General features: G+C 46.6%; 23 protein-coding genes, 2 tRNA genes and 1 pseudogene. 24 read left to right on the plus strand and 2 right to left on the minus strand.

Translation table 11 applies throughout. From position 1 onward, the window contains the following. The first annotated feature begins 5 nt into the window (after nt 1-5). The 8 genes from EYS13_RS14140 to EYS13_RS14175 all read left to right on the plus strand — a co-directional run bounded on the left by EYS13_RS14140 (nt 6) and on the right by EYS13_RS14175 (nt 5,263). Complete coding sequence (locus tag EYS13_RS14140) at nt 6-971, plus strand: ABC transporter ATP-binding protein (RefSeq protein ID WP_227767965.1); 966 nt, start codon at nt 6-8, stop codon at nt 969-971. Next, nucleotides 949-1,950 carry an ABC transporter permease gene (locus EYS13_RS14145; RefSeq protein ID WP_227764008.1) on the plus strand — a complete coding sequence of 334 codons (1,002 nt, stop codon included), beginning with the start codon at nt 949-951 and terminating at the stop codon, nt 1,948-1,950. Before EYS13_RS14140 ends, EYS13_RS14145 begins: the two co-directional genes overlap by 23 nt. Before the next feature lie 111 nt (nt 1,951-2,061). Next, complete coding sequence (gene yabP / locus EYS13_RS14150) at nt 2,062-2,334, plus strand: sporulation protein YabP (protein WP_227764010.1); 273 nt, start codon at nt 2,062-2,064, stop codon at nt 2,332-2,334. 21 nt (nt 2,335-2,355) lie between these two features. After that, nucleotides 2,356-2,865, plus strand: coding sequence for a spore cortex biosynthesis protein YabQ (gene yabQ / locus EYS13_RS14155; RefSeq protein WP_227764012.1), 510 nt, complete (start codon nt 2,356-2,358; stop codon nt 2,863-2,865). Nucleotides 2,866-3,128: 263 nt separating this feature from the next. After that, complete coding sequence (locus EYS13_RS14160; protein WP_423055284.1) at nt 3,129-3,362, plus strand: sigma factor-like helix-turn-helix DNA-binding protein; 234 nt, start codon at nt 3,129-3,131, stop codon at nt 3,360-3,362. Then, complete coding sequence (locus EYS13_RS14165; RefSeq protein WP_227764014.1) at nt 3,362-3,772, plus strand: FtsB family cell division protein; 411 nt, start codon at nt 3,362-3,364, stop codon at nt 3,770-3,772. Before EYS13_RS14160 ends, EYS13_RS14165 begins: the two co-directional genes overlap by 1 nt. An 84-nt stretch (nt 3,773-3,856) precedes the next feature. Beyond that, complete coding sequence (locus tag EYS13_RS14170; RefSeq protein WP_227764016.1) at nt 3,857-4,252, plus strand: S1 domain-containing RNA-binding protein; 396 nt, start codon at nt 3,857-3,859, stop codon at nt 4,250-4,252. 129 nt (nt 4,253-4,381) lie between these two features. Continuing rightward, nucleotides 4,382-5,263 (plus strand): Ppx/GppA phosphatase family protein, encoded by an 882-nt coding sequence (locus EYS13_RS14175; protein ID WP_227764017.1) that lies wholly within the window; start codon nt 4,382-4,384, stop codon nt 5,261-5,263. A 7-nt stretch (nt 5,264-5,270) separates the two neighbouring features. Here EYS13_RS14175 and EYS13_RS14180 read toward each other — a convergent pair whose 3' ends face one another. Continuing rightward, a complete protein-coding gene (locus tag EYS13_RS14180) occupies nt 5,271-5,669 on the minus strand; it encodes a hypothetical protein (protein ID WP_227764019.1) in 399 nt (132 codons plus the stop codon). Beyond that, on the minus strand, nt 5,666-6,640 hold the full coding sequence (locus EYS13_RS14185) for a L,D-transpeptidase family protein (protein WP_227764022.1): 975 nt from the start codon (nt 6,638-6,640) through the stop codon (nt 5,666-5,668). The genes EYS13_RS14180 and EYS13_RS14185 overlap by 4 nt, the downstream gene beginning before the upstream one ends. A 179-nt stretch (nt 6,641-6,819) precedes the next feature. On the opposite strand from EYS13_RS14185, the gene EYS13_RS14190 reads away from it, so the two are divergent. The 16 genes and pseudogenes from EYS13_RS14190 (at nt 6,820) to dusB (ending at nt 23,471) form a co-directional block, all read left to right on the plus strand. Next, nucleotides 6,820-7,269, plus strand: coding sequence for a DMT family transporter (locus tag EYS13_RS14190; protein WP_227764024.1), 450 nt, complete (start codon nt 6,820-6,822; stop codon nt 7,267-7,269). A gap of 100 nt (nt 7,270-7,369) precedes the next feature. Next, nucleotides 7,370-7,445 (plus strand) — tRNA-Met (locus EYS13_RS14195). A 9-nt stretch (nt 7,446-7,454) separates the two neighbouring features. Further along, nucleotides 7,455-7,531: transfer RNA gene (locus EYS13_RS14200), tRNA-Met, on the plus strand. Between the two features lie 186 nt (nt 7,532-7,717). Beyond that, nucleotides 7,718-10,159 (plus strand): stage II sporulation protein E, encoded by a 2,442-nt coding sequence (spoIIE, locus tag EYS13_RS14205; protein WP_227764026.1) that lies wholly within the window; start codon nt 7,718-7,720, stop codon nt 10,157-10,159. Between the two features lie 352 nt (nt 10,160-10,511). Next, on the plus strand, nt 10,512-11,909 hold the full coding sequence (gene tilS, locus EYS13_RS14210; RefSeq protein ID WP_227764028.1) for a tRNA lysidine(34) synthetase TilS: 1,398 nt from the start codon (nt 10,512-10,514) through the stop codon (nt 11,907-11,909). Between the two features lie 86 nt (nt 11,910-11,995). Continuing rightward, nucleotides 11,996-13,912, plus strand: a complete 1,917-nt coding sequence (gene ftsH, locus EYS13_RS14215; RefSeq protein WP_227764031.1) for an ATP-dependent zinc metalloprotease FtsH — start codon at nt 11,996-11,998, stop codon at nt 13,910-13,912. Between the two features lie 13 nt (nt 13,913-13,925). Further along, a complete protein-coding gene (gene ndk / locus EYS13_RS14220) occupies nt 13,926-14,375 on the plus strand; it encodes a nucleoside-diphosphate kinase (RefSeq protein ID WP_227764032.1) in 450 nt (149 codons plus the stop codon). A gap of 99 nt (nt 14,376-14,474) precedes the next feature. Next, complete coding sequence (locus tag EYS13_RS14225) at nt 14,475-14,990, plus strand: transcription repressor NadR (protein WP_227764034.1); 516 nt, start codon at nt 14,475-14,477, stop codon at nt 14,988-14,990. Between the two features lie 96 nt (nt 14,991-15,086). After that, complete coding sequence (locus EYS13_RS14230; RefSeq protein WP_227764036.1) at nt 15,087-15,251, plus strand: hypothetical protein; 165 nt, start codon at nt 15,087-15,089, stop codon at nt 15,249-15,251. A gap of 217 nt (nt 15,252-15,468) precedes the next feature. Next, nucleotides 15,469-16,751 (plus strand): annotated as a pseudogene (locus EYS13_RS14235) (IS110 family RNA-guided transposase). 638 nt (nt 16,752-17,389) lie between these two features. After that, nucleotides 17,390-19,060 (plus strand): formate--tetrahydrofolate ligase, encoded by a 1,671-nt coding sequence (locus EYS13_RS14240; RefSeq protein ID WP_227767968.1) that lies wholly within the window; start codon nt 17,390-17,392, stop codon nt 19,058-19,060. 83 nt (nt 19,061-19,143) lie between these two features. Next, nucleotides 19,144-19,521 (plus strand): hypothetical protein, encoded by a 378-nt coding sequence (locus EYS13_RS14245; RefSeq protein WP_227764037.1) that lies wholly within the window; start codon nt 19,144-19,146, stop codon nt 19,519-19,521. A gap of 538 nt (nt 19,522-20,059) precedes the next feature. Next, complete coding sequence (locus EYS13_RS14250) at nt 20,060-21,058, plus strand: biotin--[acetyl-CoA-carboxylase] ligase (RefSeq protein ID WP_227764039.1); 999 nt, start codon at nt 20,060-20,062, stop codon at nt 21,056-21,058. Between the two features lie 149 nt (nt 21,059-21,207). Continuing rightward, complete coding sequence (locus EYS13_RS14255; protein WP_227764041.1) at nt 21,208-21,723, plus strand: ECF transporter S component; 516 nt, start codon at nt 21,208-21,210, stop codon at nt 21,721-21,723. 9 nt (nt 21,724-21,732) lie between these two features. Continuing rightward, nucleotides 21,733-22,497 carry a type III pantothenate kinase gene (locus tag EYS13_RS14260; RefSeq protein WP_227764043.1) on the plus strand — a complete coding sequence of 255 codons (765 nt, stop codon included), beginning with the start codon at nt 21,733-21,735 and terminating at the stop codon, nt 22,495-22,497. An 11-nt stretch (nt 22,498-22,508) separates the two neighbouring features. After that, nucleotides 22,509-23,471, plus strand: coding sequence for a tRNA dihydrouridine synthase DusB (dusB, locus tag EYS13_RS14265; protein ID WP_227764045.1), 963 nt, complete (start codon nt 22,509-22,511; stop codon nt 23,469-23,471). The last annotated feature ends 85 nt before the right edge of the window (nt 23,472-23,556 follow it).

Genomic DNA, 23,556 nt, shown 5'->3' on the forward strand with positions numbered 1-23,556 from the left:
TGAATGTGGAAAAACGTATCTTGGTAGAAACCATAGGCTTAACCAAGCGTTATGGAGAAATTACAGCTGTAGATAATTTAAGCCTCAAGGTGGAAGAGGGCACAATTTACGGTTTACTGGGCCCTAACGGTGCTGGCAAAACTACTACTATCCTGATGATTCTGGGGCTATGTGAGCCTACAGCGGGACAAGCGCTGGTTGCGGGATATGACGCTGCCCGCAATCCGTTGCTTGTCAAGTCCATGGTTGGCTATTTGCCTGACAACGTAGGTTTTTACCAAGAATTGACAGGGCGTGAGAATTTACGCTATACTGCGGCGTTGAACGGGCTTCCCAAGAAAACTGCGGAAGATAGAATTGAAGATGCTATAGAAAAGGTGGGGTTGAGGGAAGCGGTGGACAGAAAAGTTGCACAATACTCCCGCGGTATGCGCCAAAGGCTGGGAATTGCCGATATTCTGATTAAGGATCCTAAGTTAATCATTTTAGATGAACCCACCTTGGGGATCGACCCTGAAGGTGTGCAGGAGCTTTTGCAGCTTATCAAAGGCTTAGCTAAAGAGGAAGGACGGACCATATTAATTTCTTCCCACCATCTTCATCAAATACAGCAAATTTGCCATCGGGTTGGGATTTTTGTTAAAGGAAAATTAATAGCCAGTGGCACGATTGCAGAACTGGGTGAACAACTCCTGCAAGGTAAGCCTTGGCTGTTAGAGTTAAAGGCTGAACCAGGCGGCGAGGCGCTATTGCAATTATGCAACAGTATTTCCGGTGTGGAAAAAATTGAAAAGCTAGCAGACACCTTTGTCCTGCATTGCAGCCGCGATGTTCGTCCTGAATTGGTTAAAAGCTTGGTGGAAAAAGGTTTTAACCTGCTGCACCTTTACCTGCGCGGAATATCGCTGGATAGCATTTACCTAGAATATTTCGAAAGGGAGGGGTATTATGGGCAAACCCTCTCCGCTTAATATAGAGGCTAAAAAACTAGGGGAAGTATTACAAGCCAACAAGGGATTGCGGGCAGTTGTCCGTAAAGAGTTGGCTGATCACTTGAGTGGAAAGCGTTTCTTAATACTGTCTCTTTTAGTAGCGGTTACTTCTCTGGCTGCACTCTATGTTGCCGTAGCTACCTTGAGGACTACGCTGGAGCAGGAAACGGCTGATTTCATCTTTTTACGCTTGTTCACCACCTCTGGCTCCTCACTGCCTTTTTCTTTTGTCTCATTTGTGTCATTCCTAGGGCCACTGGTGGGGTTAACTATGGGATTTGATGCTATTAACGGTGAACGGGATCGAAGTACCTTGAGTCGTATTTTAGCTCAGCCTATTTACAGGGATGCATTGATAAACGGTAAATTTATTGCCGCCGTTGCAGTTTTGGCACTGGTTATTTTCAGTTTAGGGCTGTTGGTCACTGGGCTGGGTCTGTTATTAACTGGAATCCCACCAACCATAGAAGAGGTATTGCGTTTGCTGGCATATTTAAGTTTAAGCGTGATTTACATCTCGTTTTGGCTTGGGCTTGCCATGTTGTTCTCTGTTTTGTTCAGACAAACAGCTACCTCAGCTTTAGCAGGGATAGCATCATGGTTATTCCTCGCTGTATTTGCGGGATTGCTGGCGGGAATGATAGCCAGTGCAGTTTACCCGGTGACAGATTCGTCCGATGCAGTTCAAATTTTGGCGCAATCTCGCTTGGAGCAGGCTTTAAGCAGAGTGTCTCCCGCTACCTTATATGATGAAGCAATAACTACTTTGCTTAACCCTTCGGTCCGCACTCTGGGGCCGGTGTTGGTAATGCAGGTTTACGGGGCAATTCAAGGTCCCCTTTCTTTTACTCAAAGCCTGCTGCTCATCTGGCCTCATCTGGTAGGGTTGATTGCTGCTACTTTGCTATGTTTTGCTGTAGGCTACATCGCTTTTATGCGCCAGGAAATCAGAGCTTAAGCTGCCTTTTGAAGGCGGCTTTTTATTTATTTTTTGACCAAACCTATATAGGTCAAAGGCATATTTGCTATCCCTGCTGCATATCAATCCTAATGAGAGGGGGTATGAGCCTTGATACAAGAGAAACAGCACCAGGTAAAGTTAGAGGATCGCCGTCAGTTGGTTATAACCGGTGTAGTGCATGTGGATAATTACGACGACTCGGAAATCACTCTTCAGACCACTTTAGGGGTTTTGGTTATCAAAGGCGAAGATTTGAATATAAGTGTGCTCAATTTGGAGAACGGCACCTTAAATGTAAGCGGTCAAGTTAACCAGCTGGCATACTCCGATGCTGCGGGAGGGAAAAAAGGTAAAGGTCTGCTGCAAAAACTTTTAAAATAAGTTGCTGCAAGGTGGTGCCCAATGACTCCCGTATATGTACAGATAAAAATTTTTTTAAACACTATAGCCATAGGTTTGATTATGGGTATAGTGTTTGATTTTTACCGGGCTTTGCGTGGGCTGGTTCGACCGAAAAAGTGGACTACAGGGCTTTCCGATTTAATCGTCTGCCTTTTTTTGACCTGTCTGGTATTTCTGCTGCTGATTTTTAGCAACTGGGGCGAGGTCAGGGTATATGTATTTTTAGGTTTAGCTATTGGTCTTGCTATCCATTTTAAATACTTAAGCGATCTTATTCTGCAGTTTTGGTACAATTGGTTTGCTTTTCTGGGAAAAAGCTTGCGGCTAATGTTGAAAACAGCCTTATTACCTTTCGTTTTCGTCAAAATGGTTTTGGCATTTCCTTTAGGTGTCATCAGCTTGTTGCTTTTTAAGCTTTCGGAATTATTTAAACCCTTTTTTGGCAAGCTGCTGAAAAAAACTGCTCGGTGGCTTAAGACCCCGTTCTGTTGGCGTAGGCCTAAAGAATAGGGCGGTGACAGCAGCACGGGTTTCTGTGAATAACCGCCGAATGTAATAAATTTGTGGATAACAGGTCAGCTCTTTGTGCTTTATGAGCTGACCTGTTGTTTTTGCCCCAATCCTTTTTTTCAAAGAACTTGAAGGATGAGGGAGGATTATTGTCATAAGCGTAGAATCTAACTATGTACAAAATTTGTAAATAATTTATCCACAATTTGTGGATAACATGTGGATATGTTTGGGGATTACACTCCGGTAAAGGGTAGATTCTCTTGAAAATGGAAATCAGAGGCGTGGAAAAATTAAGTTTTAGAGAGAGACAGGTAGTGGCTCTGAAGGAATCCGGGCGATCTACTGAGCAGATTGCTAAACAGTTGGGTTTAAGCGCCAGTACCGTTTCCACCCTGTACCACCGGGCGAGGGGTAAAGGCTACGAGGTGGTAATTGTAGTGCCAGGCGATGCCCTGGGCTTATTTACTGCCGGAATTGAGGAAGAAGGTGAATAATGTTGTCTCATTTACCTAAAGTTTATGATGCTTTAGAGCTTGGTTACAGGGAATATGTGCCGAAACCGGGACGCAAAACTACGATTAAGAGAAGAGTTCGGTTTAAGGGCAGGGCTCTGCTTTTTGGAGCTGTCATTTTTTACGTGCTGCTTTTGTTTGGCTACTGGCATTATAAAATTAATCAGGTTGAGGCGGAGATTCAAGCGCTGGAAGCACAAAAAAATGCCATCCTGGCCGAACAGGCACGCTTAAAGGAACAGAAAAAGCTGGTGATGAGCAAGGAGTATGTGGAACGGGCTGCCAGGGAAAACCTGGGGCTGGTTAAACCGGGGGAAACCGTGCTGCTCTTTGCTGAACCAGGCAAAGTAAGGCCCCTGAAATTGAAGGATAAGTCGGAAATCTACGATTAAGCTGCGTGGCAGCTTGTATTGACAGCAGTTATGGCCTCCAGTATAATGTTATCATGTATTAATGTTAGGAGGAATTTTCTCAGTATGTCAATTGAAGTAGGCAGCATTATTGAAGGCGTGGTCACCGGGATCACCAAATTCGGTGCATTTGTGGAGCTTCCCGGAGGTGTGACCGGCCTGGTGCATATTTCAGAAGTTGCAGACGCCTACGTTAAAGATGTTAAGGATTACCTAAAAGAAAAAGATCGTGTGCTTGTCAAGGTAATTAACGTAGACGCCCAGGGCAAGATAGGTCTATCTATCAAGCAAGCCAGCCCCGATTATGACGCCGCGCAAAAAAGCCGCCGTCAAAATCGCTCCAGCCAAGCTTCTTTCGAGGAGAAGTTGGCTAAATTCCTAAAAGATAGCGACGAACGGTTGCAGGAAGTAAGGCGCAATACTGAAGCTAAACGGGGAGGCAGGGGCGCCAGTCGATATTAAATAGATGGAAGGGTACTCACAACGAGTACCTTTAAATTTTTGGAGATACTCTATGTCTGATGATCTGTGTTCAAATTCGAACTGCAACATTGGTCAGCGATCTAAAGTAACAATTTGGGGTGGGAAAAGATGTATGGAGCCATAGACATAGGTACTAATTCAGTCAGGTTGTTAATAGGCCAGGTAGAGGAACGGAAAGTAAAGCCCATTTACCGCTCTCTTTGCACCACCAGGCTCGGTGAAGGTGTGCAAAGCTCGGGGCGGATTAAGGAAGAGGCTGTACAAAGGACCGTCAAAGCTCTGGCCAAATTCAAGCAGTCTCTTCAGGAATTTGGAGTCCCGGTTTATAGAGCGGTAGCCACCAGCGCAGCGCGGGATGCGGATAACAGCTCCTTGTTGATATCCGCAGCTAAAGCTTACGGGATTGAAGTGGAAATCATTACAGGGCAGGAGGAAGCCAGCTTAAGCTATGCCGGAGCTGTGAGCGTCCATAGGGGCCTCGAAAACCCGGTAGTTGTAGACATCGGTGGGGGCAGTACCGAAATTATCAATTTGGACAACGAGGGCAAGGTACAAACCACCAGTACCAACGTTGGGGCCGTGCGCTGTACAGAGGCTACTTGGCCTGAGAGCCAGATTGTCCAAGCGCTCAAGCCTGCTTTGCAGCATTTACCAAAAGAGCTGCCTCTGAACCTGGTTGGCGTTGGCGGGACTATAACCACTCTCGCTGCTATTGACCAAAAGCTGGAGCTGTACGATCCGGAAAAGGTCCAAGGGTACAGGTTGGAAAGCAAAACTGTTGAAAGCATATTAAAAAAATTGGAGGCCCTTTCCCCGGAGGAACGGAAAAAAGTCCCCGGTCTTAGGCCGGAACGGGCAGATATAATTTTGGCAGGTATCCGGATTTTAAGCGTAATTTTAAATGAGCTCTCCCTGCATGATTTGCTGGTTTCCGAAAGCGATCTGCTGGACGGAATTATCTTGGCATTAAATGGCTGCACCGTGGATTGAGGTGCAGCTATCTTCGTAAGTAATAATCTTCAAATAGTTCTGCTTTACCGCTGAAAATGTGCTCCAATTCCCGGACGGCGCTCTGCACTTCTTCTTTGGAAGAATATTGCTGGGGGTTAATCCTGTAATACCTGTCCAGCGCCGTGAAATAAGGAGTCGGACTGAACTCTTTTTCTGCTTCGGCAATCCATGCTATGATCTCCAGCGACTTTTTGGCCAGTTCACGGCTCATCGCATATTCCAAAAAGTTCGGGTCAACATCAGCAGTAGCAGCACAAGCATCAATCCCCAGGCCATAGTGGCTGCCTGCTTCCTTTGTGCCGTACATCATTTCGAGGTACTTCACATATTTGTCATAAGATCCTTCAGCTTTGAGAGCCTCCAAAAGCTCTTGGTAATTGTTCATTGCCTCCCTCCTTCGGGTAAAATCAGGTTCCAGGTAGACTGATCCACCTGGCCGGTGGCGGGCAGGCCGTTTAACAGTTGGTAAAGTTTTAGAGCGCGTTCGGTTGCTGGGCCGAATCGACCGTCGGCAGGGGTCCAAAGGAGTTTCTCTTCCCTAAGTTTTAACTGCACAATGACCACATCTTGACCGGTTGCTCCGACTTTAAGTGGCCTTTTGCTTAATCCGTGGACTGTGCCCTTTACTATGACAGGAGTGCCAATCTTTACCCAAGGGAAAATCTCTTCCACATGCCTGTTGAACATGCGAAAACAGCCGTGGGAGGCAGCTGTTCCTATGGACCAAGGCTTATTGGTGCCATGAATACCGTAGATCCCCCAGGGAACATTCAATCCCAGCCAGCGGGTTCCAAAGCCTGTGCCCCACCCTACAGCCTTATGGATTATCCTCCACTCACCGATAGGGGAAGGAGTTTCACTCTTGCCTATAGCAACGGGGTACTCCTTATAGGGTTTTCCGTCAGCATAGACGGTCAATTTTAAGGTGTCGTGGTCAATTACGATTTTTACCGCTCCTTCCGGTGGAGGGGTTTTTTGGCTGGAAACTTGGCGCTCACAATTTTCCCCCAGGGCTTCCCAAGTGGACATAGTGACCACACCGGACGGTTCTAATTTTTTTTCTTTTTGAAACATCTGCACGGCAGCTTGGGTTTGGCGGTCAAATACGCCGTCAACTTTTCCCGGATCGAAGCCTAACTGCATGAGCCGCTGTTCTAATTCCAGGATATCATCTCCGCTCTGGGGCGGGTTTGTCAACTGTAACTGGCGGTAGATGTCACCGCATCCCCAGACTTTCCCCAAAACATTTTCTGAGAAATTTAAAGCATCAGTATTAGTTGTGCTTGTCAAGATAACCAGGATTAAAGTCAAGAAAAATATATAAAAATTTCTTAAATAGGATATCCTGCGGATCAACTTCATCTCCCTTTCTGTGGTTTTTGCTATTTATTAGAGTGCCGAATAAAGTTTATGCTTATTCCAGAAATAAATCCCATGGCCTGGAGCACATAAATTAACTGCACTGAATTTATACTAAAATGTGCTATATTCTTTAAATCTTTAAATTGAATAACCGTCTGATAAGGAGAATTTTTATGTCTTTGACAGGTTCGTTATTTGCTTTGATTATTGCGGCTGTGGCAGGCGTGACCATGGCGTTACAGGGCGCCATGAATTCAGGCCTCGGAAAGGTAATTGGTTTGCTGCAAGCAACTCTGGTGGTGCATCTTACGGCAACCATAGCTGTGCTGATTTTAATTTTTGGGCTGCGCGTCGGCGATGGCGATTTTGGTAAATTTGCTCAGGTTCCGTGGTATTATTATCTTGGCGGGCTGCTGGGTGTTTTGATTACTTACGGGGTGGTGGCCAGCATGCCCAAAGTGGGGGTGGCTAATGCCACTGCCGCAATTATAGTGGGGCAGGTTTCCGCCGCTTTTATCATAGATTGCCTGGGTATGTTCGGTTTGGAAAAGGTCGCATTCGCCTGGTTCAAACTGGTTGGTTTAGGCCTTTTGGCTGCTGGGGCAAAGATCTTATTAAATTAGACTCAAATGTATTGCCAGCGACAGTAAAAGTTAAATAATACCCGGCAATAAGGCTTGACAACAGCCATTTTCTAAGACATAATAATAAAGTAACTTTCGTCGCGGGGTGGAGCAGCTGGCAGCTCGTCGGGCTCATAACCCGAAGGTCGATGGTTCAAATCCATCCCCCGCAACCAATTGAACCTGGCGGTGTAGCTCAGTTGGTCAGAGCATACGGTTCATACCCGTAGTGTCGTTGGTTCAAATCCAACCACCGCTACCACACAAAAAAGAAGCCTGTCAAAGGCTTTTTTTGTTTCTGGAGCATCTGCCTGCATTTTTTACTGCTTTTTTGTCGAAACAATACAGTCGCTGACCGCCTAAAGCTACAAAGATTTCACCCTGCTTGTACTATAATCATGCTAAAAGTGGATCCAGATGCTAATCGAAACTTGTGGGGTGCTTTGTAGTGCAGGAACAGTTGCATATTTATCCTTACCGGCGTTTGAACACTGATGATACCCCTGGAAAGGAGAAGTTAAGAAAAGACAGGCATAAAGGCGGAGGGAGACTGAAGGTTTTTTTACCGGTACACTGGTTTTCCCTGGAAGGCCTTTTTTTCTTTACTACTTGTTTTGTTTTGAGCAAAGCCCAAATTTTAGGAGGTATTTCCCCTTTTGGCCTTGCTTTTTATGCGGCAGCAGTCTCTTCTTACCGGAGGTACCTGTGGCCTATGTTTTTTGCCCTGTTATTAGGACAGGCCGTGGTGTACCAGGATCTCAGGTGGGGCATCAATGCAGCGGTTTTCACTCTTTTTACATTTTGGCAAGTAATTTTTCCCGTCAATTTTACAAAAAGATGGATTATTCTACCTGTTGGCGTCTTTTTAATTACAGCGCTTGTGAAAGCTGGTTGGGTACTGCTTAGTTCCTTTGTGCTCTATAAGATTATTGCCGTCCTGGTGGAAGGTGTGTTAGCGGCTGGTTTGGTGGCTGTATATTTTTCCTGCCTCAACACTTTACAGGCTAAAAAAATACCTTTCGGGTTAAGCAGTGAAGAAACCGTTTGTGCAGTTATTTTCTGTTTAAGCTTCTGCGCCGGTATTTTGGATGTCGTTTTTCGGGACTTATCGTTAGGAAATATTGTTAGCCGGTATTTGATCCTGGCAACTGCCCTGATTGGCGGGGGAGGCGCAGGAGCTGCCCTTGGTTCCGTCTTGGGCATAATGCCCAGTATAATTACAATTAACGCTCCTGTGCTGGTTGGGATCTACGCTTTTTCCGGGCTGCTGGCAGGCGTCTTGGCCCAGTGGAACAAAATTGGCGCCGGTATCGGCTTTTTACTGGGTAATCTGCTGCTGTCAGTTTATCTCTTGGACCAGCAGACAATTACCACCGCTTTCAGCGAAAGCGCCATAGCGGTCATTTTGCTGTTTTTAACGCCAAACCGGCTTATTCTGCGTTTGCGTTCTGTTTCCACATGGAAAGGAATGCCTGCAGCAGTTGGTGATTACAGACGATACGGTGATCTTCTGCGCTTAAGGATCTTAGATGTGGTCAGGACTTTTGAAGAACTTTCCCATTCTTTTTTACAGCATGCCCCTGCTCCCCACCGGGTAGAAGAAGAAAAAATTCAGGGTTTGTTTAACGCTGTAGCCAAAGGGGTATGTGAGCGTTGTCCCATTTATACGGTCTGCTGGGAAAAAGATTTTTACAATACATACAAGAGTATTCTGTCAGCCTTTGGGTTGGTGGAAACCGGGGGTATTATAACGCCGGAACAGCTCCCGCCCGAATTATCCCGCCGTTGCACCCGCGGCAGGGAAATGGCGGCTACTTTAAGCTGCCTTTACGATACTTACCGGGTAGAGCGTTTTTGGCGCAGGAAAATTGCAGAAAGCCAAAATCTAATGGCCGTTCAGCTGCAGGGAGTTGCCGGAGTATTGAAAGCCACTGCGGAGGACATCAGATCTGAGGGTTATTTCCATGAGGAACTGGAAGTGAGCATCGCCGATACCTTAGAAAAAGCAGGCTTTCATTTAGAAGATGTACAAGTTTGGAAGGAAGCCCGGAGAGGGAACCTTGAGATCAACCTGAACCTGGCTGCTTGTCCCGGGGGCAATCCCTGTGAATATACAATTCTACCCTTGCTTTCCGATTTGGTGGGGCACCCCCTAATGCTTGAACGGCGCCAGTGCGGGAGTGCGGCGGGTAGCCTGAATTGTGAACTGCGCCTTCTACCTCTTCCTTCCCTACGGGTTGTCACCGGTTTTGCCCAGGAGGCTAAAAATCAGCGGCAGATCTGCGGTGACAGCTGCGCCATGTTTGATTTGCCCGGGGGTAAATTTGCCTTAATTTTAAGTGACGGCATGGGTGTGGGAGCCAAAGCCGCCAGGGAAAGTGAAACAGCGGTTTTAGTGCTGGAACGGCTATTGCTTACCGGATTTCAGCATTGCGTCGCGGTGCAAATGCTAAATTCTTTGCTCCTTCTCCGGGCTGAGGAAGAAACATTTGCTACTGTTGATTTAGCAATTATCGACCGCTATACCGGTGAGACTGAATTTTTAAAAATCGGCAGTGCACCCTCTTTTGTAGTGCGCAAAAATAAAGTATGGGCTATTAACAATTCCACTCTGCCTGCCGGAATAATAACTAACATACCTTTGGAGCCAACGGTGGAGATGCTCCAGGCCGGGGATATTTTGGTGATGTTGACAGACGGACTGTTGGAGGCAGATAAAAAAGCGGTTAATCAGGAAGAATGGCTGGTAGGGATTTTACAAAATAACGTAAAAGGGACTCCACAGCAAATTGCGGAGCAAATATTGCGACAGGTAAAAATAAGCGCTCAGGAAAGGCGCAGCGACGATTTGAGTGTATTAGTGGCGCAAATTGAATGGGAGACCGCGTAAAAAACCCAGTGACACACCTTTGGTTTCAGCTTGGCATGTATTATTTCGCTCTGGCCAAGCTCGCACGCGTTGACCTTTAGCATAGCTGCCAGCCTGGAGCGAAACAAGTCCCGCTCCATAATACATGCGGGCTTAGGAGTATTTGTCGACGTCTGTAACCCGGGATTACCTGGGTTTTTACTTTATATAAAGCTGATAGCTTTTGGCTGACAGCTGAAAGCTGCTTCATGTATATTTTTCCAGCTGGGAAGTTAAGCTAGAGAAAGGGAAAAAATACAAATTTCTTGCAGGAGAAAGACGAAAAGATGCCGAAAACTAGCCAATATCCATTTTGATAAGGATTAGGTCTGAAATGCTGAACAAAGTCAAAGAAGCTATTAGGCAGTATCAATTGCTGGACAAGGGAGATAAAGTTGTTATTGGGGTTTCCGGCGGGCCGGACTCCATAACGCTTTTATATCTGCTGAAAATGCTGCAGTCTGAATTTGACCTGATTTTGCACGTAGCCCATTTTAACCACATGTTCAGAGGGCAGGAGGCGGACGAGGAGGCTGAATTTGTCCGGGAAGTAGCTGCACGGTTGGGTCTGCCATGTACAGTCAAAGCCCAGGATGTCCCCCGTTTTGTGGCTGAGTACAACCTTTCTCCCCAGGAGGGGGCCAGAATTTTGCGTTATAGATTTTTTTACGATTTGGCAGCACAGTTAAAGGCCAGCAAAATCGCCCTGGGACACCATGCCGATGATCAGGCGGAAACGGTACTTTTGCATCTCTTTAGGGGCAGTGGGACTGCAGGGTTGGCAGGGATGAGCCCTAAGCGGGGCAAAGTGATTAGGCCCTTATTAGGTATTACCAGGCAGCAAATTGAGGATTACTGCCGGGAAAAGGGCCTGCCCACCAGGACCGATCCCTCCAATTTCAAATCAATTTACACCCGCAATAAAATCAGGCTGGAGTTGTTACCGCTGCTTAAAAAGGACTATAATCCTAACGTGGTAGAAAATCTTAACCGGACAGCTGAAATACTCAGGGTAGAAAATGAATTTTTGGAGAAAATTACGGAAGAGGTTTTTTTAAGGATTGGACGCTCGACTGCTTGCGAGGTTGTATTGGAAAAGAGCGGCTTCGGTGAGCTTCATCCCGCCTTGCAGCGCAGGCTCATCAGGTTTAGCTTTAAGCGTTTGGCCGGTGAGGAAAAGAGCCTTAATTATTCTTATGTCCGTGCAGCCCAAACTTATCTTTCGACCCAAAGGGGAGGTAAAAAATTAGGCCTGCCAGAAGGAATTGTACTGAAAACAGGGAAGGAGACTATAATATTTAGTAAGCTTCAGGTTGTTCCTGATTCTCCAGGATATAAAATTACCTTGGACTTGCCGGGAACGGCCCGTTTGCCGGGAGGGCTGGTTTTGACCGCCGAAGAAGTGGAGCCGGCATTTGCCAGGCAGAACTACCGCCAGGCTAAAAATTGGGAAGCATACTTGGATTTAGGGCGTATCAAGCTGCCCCTTACTGTTCGCCCCAGAAAACCTGGTGATATTTTCCGGCCTCTCGGGCTGGGCGGCTCTAAAAAGAAGCTGAAAGACTTTTTGATTGATCTCAAGGTGCCGCAGGCCGGGCGCAACCTCATTCCGGTGGTCACCGATGCAACGGGGCAGATTATTTGGGTTGGGGGGTACAGGATAGACGAAAATTATAAGCTGAGAGAACAGACAAAGCGAGTCGCATATTTGAGGCTGAGCTATACCGAATAATGAACAAAATTTGATAATTAAACGGAATTGTGTTAAAATGGTTAATTATGGAGTGAGTGTACCCGATCCCGAGAGGAGGATGATGATTGAACCGTATTTTTAGAAACCTGGCAATTTATTTGCTGGTAGTTTTAATTATAGTATCTTTAATTCGCATAACCACACCGGAACAACCCCAAGTCAAAGAGCTGGCTTTTTCCGAATTTTGGCAGTTAGTTCAGCAAGGTGAGGTCAAGGAAGTAACATTGGTAGCCGAAGAAAGGGATACTTACGCTATTGCCGGTACTTTGAAAAATGGCGAGAAGTTTACAACTACCGCTGTCAGAGGAGAAGGCAACTTACAATTGGAGCTGGCTAATAGAGGGATCAAAGTAAACTCTAAGGCTGCCGCGGGGCCCCCCTGGTGGACTAACCTTCTGGGGACATTGCTGCCTATCTTGCTCCTGGTTGGACTTATCTTCTTCATGATGCAGCAAACCCAAGGCGGCGGAAGCAGGGTAATGCAGTTTGGCAAGAGCCGTGCAAAGCTGCATACGGATGAAAAGAAGCGAGTCACCTTTGATGATGTGGCCGGGGCCGATGAGGTAAAAGAGGAATTGGAAGAAGTCGTGGAGTTTTTAAAAAACCCAAAGAAATTTAATGAGTTGGGAGCTAAAATTCCTAAAGGGGTGCTGCTCTTTGGGCCTCCCGGGACCGGAAAGACGCTTTTGGCCAGAGCGGTGGCCGGTGAAGCCGGCGTACCTTTTTTCAGCATCAGTGGTTCCGATTTTGTGGAAATGTTTGTCGGTGTAGGCGCTTCCAGGGTACGGGACTTATTTGAACAGGCCAAAAAGAATGCACCTTGCATCGTGTTTATAGATGAAATTGACGCTGTGGGACGGCAAAGGGGCGCCGGCCTGGGTGGCGGACATGATGAACGGGAGCAAACATTGAACCAGCTGCTGGTTGAGATGGACGGGTTTAATGCTAACGAAGGCATCATAATTATTGCTGCAACCAACCGACCGGATATTTTGGATCCAGCTCTTTTAAGGCCGGGCCGTTTTGACCGGCAAATTGTGGTTGATGTGCCTGATGTGCTAGGACGAGCTGAAATTCTGAAAGTACATGTTAAAGGCAAGCCGTTGGCCGATGAGGTCAACCTGGATGTCCTGGCTCGCCGCACGCCGGGTTTTACCGGGGCAGATTTGGCCAACCTGGTTAACGAGGCTGCGCTGCTGGCGGCACGCAGAGGAAAAAAGAAAATTGAGATGGCTGAGCTGGAAGATTCCATTGAACGGGTAATTGCAGGCCCGGAGAAGAAGTCCAGGGTAATCAGTGATTACGAAAAGAAACTGGTTGCTTATCATGAAGCGGGCCATGCTATCGTAGGCCATTATTTGCCGCATACCGACCCGCTCCATAAAGTTTCGATCATACCCAGGGGTAGGGCAGGCGGCTATACGTTGCTTTTGCCTAAAGAAGACAGACGCTTTATGACTAAATCGCAGATCCTCGATCAAGTGGCCATGCTGCTTGGGGGACGGGTTGCTGAAGCACTTGTCTTAAAAGAGATTAGTACCGGTGCTCAAAACGACTTGGAAAGGGCAACCGGCCTGGTTAGAAAGATTATTACCGAATACGGCATGTCAGAAGAACTGGGCCCGCTGACATTTGGGCATAAGCAGGAGCAAGTTTTTCTTGGCCGTGATATAGCCAGAGACCGCAATTACAGCGAAGCGGTGGCGTTTTCCATTGATAAAGAAGCAAGGCGCATCATGGATGAAAGCTATAACAGAGCTAAGCAGATTTTGGAACAGCATATGGACGAGTTGCATCTTATTGCCAAGACGCTGATGGAAAAAGAAACTCTGGAGGCAGAGGAATTTGAGGAATTGCTAAACGGCAAGACGCAGTCGGTGCAGGCGGCGGAGAACAAAGAGCAAAAAACAGAGGAAGCAGGCTCGGGCCAAATTGACCCGACATTGCGTTTTAACTACTGGCGCAGTTTTGATTTCTCATAAGGGGGAGCGGAAATTGGAAAGAACTTATGCGATGATTAAACCTGACGGTGTACAACGGAATCTGGTGGGGGAGATTGTCCGCCGGATTGAAGCCAAGGGTTATAAGATTGTGGCCATGAAAATGCTGCAGTTAACCAAGGAAATGGCGGAAGAACACTACCGTGAGCATGTGGGTAAACCCTTTTACCCCGGTTTGGTGAGTTATATTACTTCCGGCCCGGTAATTGCCATGGTTTTGGAAGGGAAAAATGTGGTTAAAGGTATGCGCACCCTCATGGGGGCCACTAATCCGGCTGATGCCTTACCAGGTACCATCAGGGGGGATTTTGGCCTTGATGTTGGCCGTAATGTGATTCATGGCGCCGATTCGGTAGAAAGTGCTGCCAGAGAAATGGCAATCTATTTTAAACCTGAGGAGTTACTCTCTTACTCTAAGGCGGTGGAAGGCTGGCTTTACGAGTAACGGAGAGAGACATATGCATCTACGTAAACATTACCCGGCAGCTTTTGTGCCGGGTAGCTTGCTATTATTGGAACCTGATCGCGATTTGGGGGTGGTTTGATGGATACGGAAGGGCGCAGGAAAAAGATGATTGAGATTTTGCTTGCGTCGAAAGCGCCTGTAACCGGTACCGCATTAGCAAAAGAGCTGGGTGTTTCCAGACAGGTTATTGTGCAGGACATAGCGCTTTTACGGGCAGGAGGTGTGGATATAATGGCCACTCCTCAAGGATACCTGATGCTTAGGCCTTCTGCTTGCGCCAAAGTCAGAAAGACATTTGCTTGCTTACATGATCAGACCAAGTTGGAGGAGGAACTGCTGGCCATTGTAGATTGTGGCGGCACGGTAGTGGATGTTATCGTGGAGCATCCTCTCTACGGGGATTTGCGTGGAAGCCTGAACCTTAAATCCCGTTACGATGTACAGCTTTTTCGTGAGCGGTTAGCTGAGTCACGCGCACAGCCATTGTCAATTTTAACCGGAGGCGTCCATTTACATACGGTGGAGGCAGACAATGATCAGATTATGGCGGCCATCGAGCAAAAACTCAAGGAGGTAGGGGTACTGCTCGAGTAATCTTAAGTGCACATTTCCTTATTTTTTACCAGGAATAACAAGGAAAATTATTTCCATAACCGTCATTTTTGGCTATGATGACAGATGGAGGTCAAAATGCAAAGCGTGGGTTACCAAATAACCTTCCAGACTGATGACTTGCGTGTTGCCCAGCATATCTCCAAGGTTTTAAGAGAAAAATATGGCAAGAGTATACGAGCGAGCCGAGCCGAAGTTGTAGCTGGTTCTGCCGCTGTTACCTTGATTTCAATACTTCCTTAAGCTGGAAGCTCCGGAACCTGATCAGGTGTCATAGGTGGGTAAAAAATTTAGGGTAGATAAAAATTTTAGCTGCTATTTAAGTATTTTTTTAAAGAGAAGGAGCATTCCTGTAATGAATTAAAATGAGCTTTGAAAAAAGAAGTACCTCCTGTTAACATACGAGGTGTCGAGGTGTCGATTAACTAGCGACCCTTAAATAACAGAGGAGGTACTCAATATGAAGTATAACCAGAACTCAAGAATTTTGCAAATAACAGAAAAGACTTTAATCATTGGTGTAGATGTAGCTAGCGAGACAAATTACGCCAGAGCTTTCGATTACAGAGGCGTAGAACTAGCTAAGCTACTAAAATTCAATAATGACAACAACGGCTTCAAGACATTTTCTGAGTGGGTAAAAAGTGTGGCAAAACAACAGCAGAAGCAGCAGGTAATGGTTGGGATGGAGCCTACGGGACACTATTGGTTTACCTTTGCCCAGCATCTTAAGGATCACCAGCTGAAAATAGTACTAGTGAATCCGTTTCACGTAAAGCGAAGCAAAGAATTGGATGATAATAATCCGACCAAAAATGACCGAAAGGACCCAAAACCATTGCCATGCTGGTAAAAGACGGTCGATACATGGAACCGTACATTCCCGAAGGAATTTACAGCGATTTACGAAATGCAATGGAAACCCGCTTAAGATTAGTGAAGCAGCTTAACAGCATCCGAAACAGAGTTAAACGCTGGATAAGCATATATTTCCCGGAGTTCAACAGAGTCTTTGGGGATTGGGAAGGCAAAGCAGCAATAGTAACGCTAAAAGAGTTTCCAACACCGGATAAAGTACTTGAAAAAGGCGTCGAAGGCATAGTTGCCAGCTGGAGAAAAGAAATCAGCAGAGCTGTTGGAGTTAGACGAGCCAGCCAACTAGTTGAGGCAGCAAAGATATCAGTAGGAGTACGAGAAGGATTAAGAGCAGCTCAAAATGAACTTGCCACACTACTAGAAGAATATGAAATGCTGCAGAGGCAATATGAAAGGACAATGGCTCTAATAGAAGAATTAGCCATGCAGATTCCCGGTATTGAAGAAATGCTAAAAATCAAGGGAGTAGGCCTCATAGCAGCAGCAGGGTTTATAGCTGAAGTAGGGGATATTACAAGGTTTGAACATCCAAAGCAGGTACAGAAGCTGGCGGGACTAAGCCTGAAAGAAAATAGCTCAGGAAAGCATAAGGGCCAAACAACTATTAGCAAACGAGGGCGAAAAAGGCTAAGATCGTTGTTATTTCAAGGGATTATGCCCATAGTGGCTAAGAACAACGAATTTAAAGAACTACACCAGTACTACACAACAAGGCCACAGAACCCGCTCAAAAAGAAACAGTCGCTAGTACTCTTATGCTGTAAGCTCATAAGGATATTTTACACCTTACTGAGAAAAGGCGTAGCTTATGACCCACAAAAAATGATGAGTGATATAAGAAGGCAAGAATTACAGGAAGCCGCCTAAAAAGCGCACCGCAACTGACAATGTTACATTTCATCCGTTTGCCAGTCAAGGGTAAAGACTGCGTCGCCGCTATCGCGGCCCCTTGACAGTCAAACTCCTGCAATGTAACAAGCAATCAAGCGGTGCTGGAAATGTAAAAAAACCTTGCTTAATTAAAGATTACGTTCATTGACAAAGCGAGCCGGAATAGTCAGGTTGAAATTTATCCATAAGGGCATTTGACCCAGCAAAGGAGCAAGGCTGACATCCACCTCATGGGCAGGCAGTACGAAGGAATTTAGGGGCACAGACCCTGTGAGACATGGGAGGTTTGCCACCGGAGAACAAGTGGATTACATGGCCGAAATACGTTTAAAAGACGCATATTCTGTCGGTATACACTTGTTAATCCAGATATATACAAAAATAGGCATATTGTCCAAGAGGATTGACTTTGTACAAATGAAAATCTAAGATTAAGCGAGATTTTCAAAGAAAATTAAAGATTATAGAGGGAGGAATTTTTAAATTAAAAGAGAATTTAAAAATTATCTGTCATCTTAAGAGTGGTTTAATTTACGGAGACAGCAGTTGTTCCGGTAAGGAACAGCAAAAAATTAAGAAATTAATTAAGATAGGAGTGAAAGTCAATGTCTAAAGTGCCAAGTGATATCGAAATTGCCCAAGCGGCGAAAATGAAGCCTATTGTTGAGATCGCTAAGCAGCTTGGTCTTAGTGAGGACGATATTGAACTATACGGCAAATACAAAGCCAAGATCTCCATGGATGCTATTAAGAGACTGCAGGACAAGCCAGACGGCAAGCTGATTCTGGTAACTGCCATTAACCCAACCCCTGCCGGGGAAGGTAAAACAACCACCAGCGTTGGTTTAACCGATGGCTTGGCTAAACTGGGTAAAAAAGTTATAGTCTGCTTGCGGGAGCCTTCCTTAGGACCTAGCTTCGGCGTAAAAGGCGGTGCCGCCGGCGGTGGTTATGCTCAAGTTGTGCCTATGGAAGATATTAACCTCCACTTTACAGGTGACTTACACGCAATTACATATGCCCACAACCTGCTGGCTGCCATGATCGATAACCATATCCACCAGGGCAACGCTTTGAACATCGATCCGCGTACCGTGGTTTTCCGCAGGGTTATCGACCTAAATGACCGGGCGCTGAGAAAGTGCGTCATCGGTTTAGGCGGACGCACAGAAGGTGTACCTCGCGAGACCGGTTTTGATATTACAGTGGCTTCTGAAGTTATGGCTATTCTTTGCCTGGCTGACAGCTTGATGGATATGAAGGAGCGTTTCAGCAAGATAGTTATCGGTTATACCTATGACGGCAAGCCCGTTACAGCTGCTGACTTGGAAGCTCAAGGATCCATGACCCTGCTGATGAAGGATGCCATTAAGCCAAACCTGGTTCAAACTTTGGAAAACACACCTGCTTTCGTTCACGGCGGTCCTTTCGCCAATATCGCCCACGGCTGCAACAGCTTAACAGCTACTAAGACTGCTTTGAAACTGGCTGATTACGTAGTAACAGAGGCTGGCTTTGGTGCTGATCTGGGCGCTGAGAAATTCTTCGACCTGAAGTGCCGCTTTGGTAACCTGAAGCCCTCTGCCGTAGTCATTGTTGCCACTGTCCGGGCCCTCAAGATGCACGGCGGAGTACCGAAGACAGAACTGGCCGCTGAAAATATGGAAGCTTTGGCTAAAGGTTTTGAAAACCTGCAGAAACACATTGAAAACGTTGCCAAGTACGGCGTGCCTGCCGTGGTTGCCATTAATGCGTTCCCAACGGACACCGAAAAAGAGCTGCAGTTCGTTTACGACAAGTGCCGTGAACTGGGTGCCGAAGTTGCCTTGTCAGAGGTTTGGGCTAAGGGTGGAGAAGGCGGTAAAGAGTTGGCGCAAAAGGTACTTGACACTATTGAACAGAAACCTTCCAACTTCAAAGTGCTGTACGAGACCGAGCTGCCCATCAAAGACAAAATCGCCAAAATTGCTACCGAAATTTACGGTGCAAGGGGCGTAGTTTATACAGCTGAAGCCGAAAAGACTATTGCTAAGTTCACCGAAATGGGTTACGGCAATCTGCCTATCTGCATGGCTAAAACCCAATACTCCTTATCCGATGATCAGACCAAGATTGGCCGTCCCAGAGACTTCGATATCACTGTTCGCGAGGTTCGCCTTTCCGCAGGTGCCGGCTTCCTGGTATGCATTACCGGCGCTATTATGACCATGCCGGGTCTGCCCAAACGTCCTGCCGCTTGCAGCATAGATATTGATGAAAACGGCGTGATCAGCGGCTTATTCTAAAATTAAACGAGAAACATTTGACAGCAGCAACCCTGGGACAATTCCCGGGGTTTGCTTTTAAAGCTCAGGGGGCGAGATTTTTTATGCCTAACTACAGCACACAAATAGTCTACATACCAAATCTTTCCGTGGCCAAAGAAGAAATAGCCAAAATCGGCACAGATCCGGGGGGAGTGCTCCGCATGGCCCCCAAAGCAGTGCACTTTTGTATCAAGGTGGAGCATTTAAGGAGCAAAGCCTGCAATATATTAAAGCAGGAAATGCTTTCTTTGGGCGGTGATGCAGCAGTCCACAAGCATGTGGTGGATGCAGGCGTTGAATACAGCGACGTTCTCCTCATGGGGACTGTGAAACAGTACCGCTTGCTCATTCCAAAGCTTAAGGCCCAGCCCTTTGGGCTAGCAAAATTGGCCGAAGACATTAAAGAAATTTTAGCCAGTCAGGAAGTCAGAGGGGAATAGCCAGTCGTTAGTCATCAGTCAATAGTTTTCAGCTTTCAACTGTCAGCCATCAGCCGTCAGGTGTTTGTAATTCTATTGAGAAGTCCCCAGTCGTCAGTCATCAGTTGCATGTATTTCTCTAAGACAGTAATCAGTCACCGGTATTTAAAGAAGTAACTGGGGACTAGGGACTGAGGACTGGGGACGTGACCGCAGGCTGTTGCTGAAAATCAATTGTGTAACTTGTGGCCATCTGCTTACGGTGATAAAATGTTCTTAGACGGCATACCCCACGTAGCCGTACTGCAATGTTACCTTTCTTAGTTCGCTAGTTTAGGTGTTAATTTATAACACTAATGACTGACGACGAACACTCATATGGCATTATATTTATGCTGCCGCTTGGATCGTGATGACCGAGACGGAAAGAAGAGGGTAAGACATGCCTTCTGGATTTGCGTCCGGAAGGCTTTTTTTGATGATAAACTTTTAGCTTTTGGCTAATAGCCATAGCTACGGGCAATGTTCAGCATGCGTTTTGGGAAGGAGGTGTTTGGACTTGCGTGAGGATATCTTAAATCTGCTGAAAAGGCAACAGGGCCAATTTGTATCCGGAGAGGAGCTAAGCAGGATGCTGAACGTAAGCCGGACTGCGGTCTGGAAGCATATCCAGGCTTTACGGGAGGAAGGATATCGCATAGAATCGTTCTCCAAGCTTGGCTATAGGTTGGAGGGTGTTCCAGATAAAATGCTGCCCCAAGAAATAGCCAACGGGTTAAATACTAAATCCCTTGGCAAAAATATAATCTTTTTCGAAGAAATTGAATCTACCAATATAGAGGCTAAAAAGAGGGCTGACCAACACAGCCCTGAAGGCCTCATGGTGATTGCTGAAAGCCAAACCGGAGGCAAAGGGCGTTTGGGCAGGTCGTGGCTGTCTCCTGCTGGGAAAGGTTTATGGTTTTCCCTTATTTTACGTCCCCCGATTAGTCCGCTGGAGGCAGGGCAGATAACTCTCGTTGCAGCTATTGCCATTACCCAGGTATTGCGAGAGCAGTATTTTCTACCTGCAGGGATTAAATGGCCCAACGACATTTTGCTCAACAGTAAAAAGGTTTGTGGCATTCTAACGGAAATGAAAGCAGAAGCTGATGCTGTTAATTATCTTGTGTTAGGTATTGGAATCAATGTCAACCTGCAAGAGGCTGATTTTCCCGAGGACGTGAGAACTACTGCAACTTCGCTGGCCATCGAACAGGGGCGGCAGTTAAACCGGGTGAAATTGCTGCAAACTATTCTTGAGGCGCTGGAAAAGCTTTATTACAGCTACTTGGAAGACGGGTTTGGACCTGTTTTGGAGCTTTGGAAAAGCTATAACGTAACGCTGGGCAAGGAAGTTAAAATAACTACCTGGCAAAATACCTTGAGCGGCAAAGCTGTAGATGTAGATGCGGCAGGGGGGCTGGTGGTTTTGCTCCCTGATGGGAGCAGTCAAACATTTTACAGCGGGGACGTTACGCTTAAAGAGAGTCGCCAGTCATCAGTTACCAGTAACTAGCTTTCAGCTTTCAGCCGTCAGCCATCAGGTGCATGTAATTCTCTGGGGCAGTCGCCTGTCACCAGTCCGCAGTATTAAAAACAAGGCTGGGGAGTAGGGACTGGGGACAGACCTAAAGTGATACTTATAAGGATAAGGGAGGGTTTTGTATGATGCGTTTAGCCACAAGGCAAGTTGTAATTGCGGGGCTGCTTGGTGCTATTGCCATTATTTTGGGTGCTACCGGTTTAGGTTTTGTACCTGTGCCCACTCCTGCGGGAAGAGCTACAATTATGCATGTTCCGGCTATTATAGCGGGAATTTTGGAAGGGCCGGCAGTAGGTTTTTTGGTAGGACTTATTTTTGGGTTATTCAGTTTTATGCAGGCTAACGCTTTTTTTGCGGATCCTATGGTAGCTATTGTACCCCGAATGTTGATTGGTGTTGCAGCTTATTTGGCCTACCGGCCTTTCGCTGATCGGCCTTTATTCGGCGCCGGTGTTGCGGCGGTAGCGGGAACACTCACCAATACCATAGGGGTACTCAGCCTGGCTGTACTCAAGGGCTATATACCTTCCTGGGTGATTGCCGGCGGAATAGTAGTATCCCATGGCCTGCCCGAAGTAATAGTAGCTGTTATCATCGTAGTGCTGGTTGTAAAAGCTACGTCAAAGTTTGAAAGGTGATGATTAATTATGCTGCTTTTGTTTGATGTAGGTAATACCAATATTGTACTGGGCGTTTACCGCGGGGATGAAATAATTGCTTACTGGAGGATAGCCACTGACCGCGCTAAAACCGCCGATGAATATGGCATTTTGTTGCGTCAGCTTTTTCAGTCCTCTGACTTAAATATTCGGGATATCAAGCATATAGCTATTTCCTCCGTGGTTCCCCCTTTAAACATTGCTCTGGAAGAGATGGCCAACAAATATTTCGGGGTTAAGCCGCTCATCGTTGGTCCCGGAGTTAAAACCGGCATGCCAATTGTCTTTGACAACCCTAAGGAAGTAGGTGGAGACCGGATCGTCAACGCAGTGGCAGCCTTTGCCAAATACGGAGGACCTTGTATAGTTGTAGACTTCGGCACGGCCACTACTTACGATGCTATTTCCGCCAAGGGAGAATACCTGGGGGGTGCCATTGCTCCAGGGATTGGAATATCCACGGAAGCATTGTTCCAACATGCTGCCAAACTCCCCAGGATTGAACTGGTCAAGCCTAAGAATGTAATTGGCAAAAGCACCGTTGTGTGCATGCAGGCAGGTATTGTTTACGGTTATATCGGGCAGATCGAGGGAATTGTCAAAAGAATGAAAGCTGAACTTGGAGGACAGGCTTTTGTGGTGGCTACAGGTGGTTTAGCCAGGCTCTTTGAAGGGGAAACTCCCAGCATCGATCGGGTGGATTTGCTTTTAACCCTTGAAGGGCTTAAAATTATTTTTGAACGAAATCAATAAGGGGTAGATCAATGCTACAAATTGGCTCTGTCGTAGTAGAGAATGAAGTGGTCCCGGCCCCTTTGGCGGGAATAAGTGATAAAGCATTTCGCCTTCTAGCCAAGGAGCATGGCTGCCAGTTGGTCTACACAGAAATGATCAGTGATAAGGCACTGGTCTATAATAATGACCGTACTCTAAGGATGCTTGATTTAAGCGGAGAAGAATACCCTGTAGCTGTGCAGATTTTCGGTTCCGAACCCGAAACTATGGCTCAAGCTGCCAAAATTGCAGTGGAACACGGCGCAGCCCTTGTAGACATCAATATGGGCTGCCCCAGTCCTAAGATCGTAAAAAACGGGGAGGGCTCCGCCCTGATGCGTACTCCGGAGCTGGCTTTTCGTATCGTAGAAAAGGTAGCCGCCAGTGTGCCGGTTCCCGTAACTGTCAAGATGCGCAAAGGCTGGGACGGCTCTAACGTCAACGCTGTAGAAATAGCCCAAGGAGTGGTTGAAGCAGGTGCCAGGGCTTTAACAATTCATGGCCGGACCAGAGACCAGTTTTACTCGGGACAGGCCGATTGGAATATTATTGCTCAGGTAGTAGCTGCTGTCCAAGTGCCCGTTATTGGTAACGGCGATATTTTTTGCCCTGCTGATGCCAAACGAATGCTGGAGACTACAGGCTGTGCCGGGGTAATGATCGGCCGGGGCTCCTTCGGTAACCCCTGGATCTTCAGTCGGACCATAGCTTTCTTACAAGGAAAATATCTTCCCGAGCCCAGTATTGGGGAAAGAATTGCTACGGCAATGCGCCATTTAGAAACGGTGGTTCGCTTCAAGGGTGAAGAAATAGGAGTAAAAGAAATGCGCAAGCATTTAGCCTGGTACATTAAGGGAGCGAAAGGAGCAGCCCGGGCCAGAGAGGAGATCAACAGAGAAGAAAAGCTGGAAAATGTAAAGGCAATTTTGCGCAAGTTTTTGCAGGAGCAATAATTGGAGCATAATGGGAAATATCTCAAAGACATAATATTTATGTGTCACCTGATTAATCTAGACATTTGGCGTGATGTCTAGTTTT

Origin of the sequence: Zhaonella formicivorans, from assembly GCF_004353525.1 — a bacterium.
Lineage (GTDB): Bacteria > Bacillota > DUOV01 > DUOV01 > Zhaonellaceae > Zhaonella > Zhaonella formicivorans.